The sequence below is a fragment of the Streptomyces sp. NPDC050743 genome, from assembly GCF_044456925.1.
In the GTDB taxonomy this organism is placed as follows: Bacteria; Actinomycetota; Actinomycetes; order Streptomycetales; family Streptomycetaceae; genus Streptomyces.
In genome coordinates, this window is the sequence record NZ_JBITGJ010000146.1 from 8,995 (window position 1) to 13,975 (window position 4,981).

3 protein-coding genes, 1 tRNA gene and 1 pseudogene are annotated in these 4,981 nt (G+C 68.1%); 3 read left to right on the forward strand and 2 right to left on the reverse strand.

What is annotated here, in order from left to right:
• Nucleotides 1–947: 947 nt before the first annotated feature.
• Nucleotides 948–1,020 (forward strand) — tRNA-Arg (locus ACIBJF_RS48020).
• 97 nt (nucleotides 1,021–1,117) lie between these two features.
• On the opposite strand, the gene ACIBJF_RS48025 is transcribed toward ACIBJF_RS48020, so the two are convergent.
• On the reverse strand, nucleotides 1,118–2,131 hold the full coding sequence (locus tag ACIBJF_RS48025; RefSeq protein WP_399184142.1) for a tyrosine-type recombinase/integrase: 1,014 nt from the start codon (nucleotides 2,129–2,131) through the stop codon (nucleotides 1,118–1,120).
• A gap of 542 nt (nucleotides 2,132–2,673) precedes the next feature.
• A pseudogene (locus ACIBJF_RS48030) lies at nucleotides 2,674–2,838 on the reverse strand (HoxN/HupN/NixA family nickel/cobalt transporter); the annotation flags it as partial.
• Nucleotides 2,839–3,614: 776 nt separating this feature from the next.
• Between ACIBJF_RS48030 and ACIBJF_RS48035 the strand changes: the two are divergent.
• Nucleotides 3,615–4,241 (forward strand): hypothetical protein, encoded by a 627-nt coding sequence (locus ACIBJF_RS48035; RefSeq protein ID WP_399184144.1) that lies wholly within the window; start codon nucleotides 3,615–3,617, stop codon nucleotides 4,239–4,241.
• A gap of 140 nt (nucleotides 4,242–4,381) precedes the next feature.
• A partial coding sequence (locus tag ACIBJF_RS48040) for a cytochrome ubiquinol oxidase subunit I (RefSeq protein WP_399184145.1) occupies nucleotides 4,382–4,981 on the forward strand: 600 nt, incomplete at its 3' end.

Genomic DNA, 4,981 nt, shown 5'->3' on the forward strand with positions numbered 1-4,981 from the left:
GGGGGGGGGCGCGCGCCGCCCCCCCCCCCCCCCCCCGCGCCGGGGGGGGGGGGGGGGGGGGGGGGGGGGGGGGGGGTGGGCGGCCCCCCCCCCCCCCGGGGGGGGGGGGGGGGGCCCCAACAACTCCCCGAGATCTATACCCACCGCACGCTCTCCGCGGTTCTCCTGCCGCACGCACGCGCCCGTGACATGGCTCACCGGGCTGGAGGCTGCGTCCGTCGCCCGGGCCGCGGGCGTGCGGCCCCTTATCCTCCTCGCCTCGCCTCCATCTCGATCTTCGACACCGCGGAGATGGCCAGTGCCAACTTCCAGCACGAGCACCTGTGGAAGATCGTCCGCGAGGGCGTCCGACAGCCTGCCCGAGACGGGTCCCCAGCGGCACCACTGGCACGACTTCAAGCGCAAGATGCTCGACGAGCTGCGGGACCTTCGAGAAGCCAGTCGGGACGCCTGGATCGACCAGGCCCTTACGCAGGGAATGCTCGCCGATATACGACGAGGCACCGCCAGGCACCGAAGCCGGAGTACGCCTCATCGGGTTCCGCCAGGACAGCGAATCCGGATTCTCCACCCTGACTGAGACACGCCGCCTCCAGCCTCCGACGGATCCCCGCGTACGGAGCCGACGGCGCTCTGCCCATCTACATCGGGCACGCCTGGGCCAAGAGCTCCGTGACCCTCGGCATCACCCGCCGGACACGGTAGCCACGAGGCCAGTCGGTGCACGCCACCGCACGACGCGCTCCGCCGGCCGATACAGAGGGCTCGGCACACAGGGGCGGGACCACACAACAGCAGGGGGTCGACGACACTCGGTGCGCTGCCGCACCCGCTAGACTGTGCGCGGTGCACCACTCTGGTGGGGCGCCCTGTGGATGTCTGGACCCTCAGGGGTCGGGGTCCGTCCGATGTAGGCGGATTTCCAACACCTTTGCCCACACATCCCTGCCTTCGTAGCTCAGGGGATAGAGCACCGCTCTCCTAAAGCGGGTGTCGCAGGTTCGAATCCTGCCGGGGGCACTGTGCCTGATCAGGCACGATGCATCAGGAAAGGCCCCTCGGAGTCGCCTCTGAGGGGCCTTTTGATCTTCAATGGGAACGCCGTGGGAACGAGCTGTCAGGCGGCGTCCTCCGTGGGAACGTCGCCCTCGTTCTCCGTGGGAACGGCGACCTCGTCTTCGGTAGGAACGGCGGGCTTCTCCCCCGGCGTCTCGGCGACCTCCCGCCGCGCCGGCGACCTACGCGGAACCAGGGCGAGCGGCGCCTCTGCCTGAGCTTCCTCGAACTGCGGCAGTACCGAGGTGTACGTGTCGGCGGTCAGCGAGTAGGAGGAGTGGCCCAGCAGAGTCTGAATGGCCTTCATGTGCAGGCCGGCGGCCAGGGACAGGGTCGCGGCGCAGTGCCGCAGGTCGTGCAGCCGCACCGGCGGCAGGCCGAGCTTCTTGATCAGGCGCATGAACACCTGTGACAGGTACTCCGGGTGGTAGGCGCTGCCGTCTTCCCAGGTGAACACCAGGCCCGTGCGTTTCCACGACTTGGCGTGCGCCTCCCACTCGGCGCGTTCCTTGTCCTGGCGCTCGCGCCACAGCTGCAGCAGGGTGCGGGTCTCGGAGTCCAGCTTGATCGTGCGTTCGCCGCTCTCGCTCTTGGGGGTGTCCTCCCACACGTCGTATGAGGAGGCCACGAGTTGCTCGCTGATGTGGACGGTGCCTAGCGCCAGGTCGGTCTCCGCCCACGGCAGGCCGACTGCTTCGCCGCGGCGCAGGCCCCGGAAGACCATCAGGTGGAACATCGGGTACAGGCGGTGCTCGGCGACGGCGTCCAGGAACTCGCCGGTCTGTTCCGGCATCCACACCATGACCTTGCCGGGCTTCTCGCCGGTCTGGCGCCATGCCTCGATCCGGGCCGGCGTCCACACGAGCGGCTTGGGGCGCACGTACTTGGGCAGGACGACGCCCTTCGTCCAGTTCTCGGAGATCAGCTTTTCTTCCACGGCGTCTTCCAGGGCGCCGGAGAGGGTGTTGAGCATCCTCACCTGCGTGCCGGGGCCGGTGACAGCGGGATGGTCGGCGCTCAGTCGGCCGGTGCCGGCCAGGACCACGTACACCGGCGCCCCGACGGCGGTCCACACCAATAGCGGCGATCAGTGCAGCGATCGACCCCGCAGAAGCGGATCGTCTCGACGACGTCGGCGAAGAGCTCAAGAAGGCAGTCGCCGTTCTCGGCCCCCAGTACGGGCTCAACCGCGCCTGATCCCCTGCGCAGGTGCGTGGCCCGGTGTAGATCTTCACCAGCAGGAGGGCCGTGTCGTCGGCGCGGTCTCCTGATGGCTGGGCGTGGGCGAGAAGTGCAGAGGGCCAGGAGGGTGCCGGGAGACAGGAAGACGCCGGTGGTGGGGTACTCCGCCTTGGGGTCGACGCCCAGCAGAGGGCCTGGCGCTACGAGACCGGGCGTTCCGCACCGGCGGCACGGCGACCACCACACGCTGGGACACCGGTACCGTCCTATGCGTCGTGGCCCAGCTCGCCGGCGGGGAGCTCGTCAGCTGCATCCTCGCCCAACTCCCGTCCGGCTAAGCTCTGTTGTTCGGCCGTACCGAGCCCACCCCGGCAGCCTGACGCGAAGGGAGGCGGCTGTGGATCCACGGGCGCGGGATGCCTGTCCTCGCGGGTCGGCCCACCCGTAGGCGAAGTTCATGAACGTGCCCTCGATGGTGTCTAGCAGGCTCATGCCGGCCGCGAAGAGGACCGGCGGGCAGAGGATGGCGTACCAGGGAAGCCCGGAGGCCGCTCCGGAGACGACCAGCACCAGCAGGGCGACCTCGGTGGCGGTGTCGAAGTCCCAGTAGTCCCGGCTGTCACTGTCACGCTTCCAGCCGCAATCCCCGTCGTCCCACCGGTAGATGCGACCGTGGCGGCCGTACCGGTCCCAGTCGGCGTAGCGGTTGCTGTGCTCGCGGGCGCCGTAACCGTCCTCGCGGTCGTGCCGGTAGGTGACGTCGCGCTCCGAGCGGTAGTCGTCGGCCCTGACACCGGCGGCTGCGCGCTCGACATGGGCGGATTCAGGCACCGCCGCCGAGGCGGTGCCTCCGGCACCAAGAACGGCACCGCCCGCTACCACGGCGGAGGGTTGCTCGTGCAAGTGATGTGATGCGCCATCTGCTTGTGAAGCCGCTCCGGCGTGGTTCACCCCTCGTGAGGGCCGCCGGCGGCCACCGGTCGAAAGGAGGCCGCCGGTAGGCGACACTCCGCAACCATACGACGCATAGAGGTGTCGAGCTCAGGGGATTTCGCGGTCGACCACCCCCTGTCGGCGCCACCGCTCGGTGTGTGCAAGCACGAATCTCTGCCTGTGCCCAGATCCTGGCGGCGTCCATGCCGCGCGTGGCCGACGAGATGGGCCTTCGGGGTCGCCCAGCGGACGCTCCTCCCTCGCGGGCGTGCGCCGAACGCTATAGGGGTGTGACCCAGGTCGCAGTGAGACAAGTTGACTCATAGGCTGGTTGTGAGTCAATCTGTCTCACACAAGGGGTCGCGAAAACGCAGATCCCCTGACTGTCCATAGATGTCGTAAATGCCACAGCATTTCGCGCACACGGTCTCCTGGAGGAAATCATGACCGCTACGCTCACCAAGAAGTCCGGCAAGGGCCGCACGGACGGTGTCGTCTCCGAGCTGGCTGCCTACTTCCACGTCAAGCCGGGGCACCAGGAGGAGCTGCGGGCGGCCTGCCAGCGGTTCGTGGAGGAGCTGCGCCGTCAGGACCCGGCGGAGACCATCAAGACGGGTCTGCGGGACACCCGGCACGTGATCTTCGACGAGGGCAAGATGCTGCTGTGGGCCACCACGTTCGAGACCGAGTGGGACCCCTACGTCGACGACGCGATCCTGACCGTGGGCTTCGAGCACTTCGCGGACTGGATGCAGCACACCGTCGAGTGGGACGTGCTGTTCGCGTGGGTCGAGGAGGCCGGCGGTCTGGAGGCGCTCTCCAAGAACACCGACAACCCGGACTTCGAGGAGAACGTCCGCAAGTCCACCGCCGGCCTGAAGAAGATCCTCCAGGACGGCCAGGAGCAGGCCGCCTCCTACTTCAACCCCCTGGGCAGCCTCACCATGCCCCAGGTCGTCAAGGCCCAGAAGCTCGACGCCGCCTTCCAGGAGGTCCTCGACGACCCCACCGCCGAGGAAGCCCTCGCCCACCCCGCCCTCAAGCCCCTCCTCGCCCAGGCCGCTGCCTGACCCCCGCACCCCTGGGAGGGGGCGACATCATCCCCGCCCCCTCCCAGAACCCTGACCTCTAACTGCGGGCGACTTTGTGAATGTATTCACTTTCACAAAGTCGCCCGCCGGATTCCCCAGGAGAGAGCGCGCTCACGGCCATGGAACCCGAGACGATAGCCCGCTGGCAGTTCGGAATCACCACCGTCTACCACTATCTCTTCGTGCCGCTGACGATCAGTCTGGCCGGTATCACGGCCGGCCTGGAGACAGCGTGGGTGCGCACGAGTCGGAAGAAGTACTTCCACGCCACCAAGTTCTGGGGGAAGCTCTTCCTCATCAACATGGTGATGGGTGTGGTCACCGGCCTCGTCCAGGAGTTCCAGTTCGGCATGAACTGGTCGGCGTACTCCCGCTTCGTGGGCGACATCTTCGGGGTACCGCTGTCGATGGAGGCGATCATCGCCTTCTTCTTCGAGTCCACGTTCATCGGGTTGTGGATGTTCGGCTGGGACCGGCTCCCCCGACGCGTGCACCTCTTCTGCATCTGGATGGTGTCCCTCGGCACTGTGCTGTCGGCCTACTTCATCCTGGCGGCGAACTCGTGGATGCAGCACCCGGTCGGCTACCGGATGGACCACGGCCGACCCCGGCTGACGGACTTCGCCGAGGTGCTCCTGCAGCCCACGGCGGTGTTCGCCGCCCTGCACGCGCTCACGGCCGCCTTCGTCACCGGGGGAGCGCTCGTGACCGGCATCGCC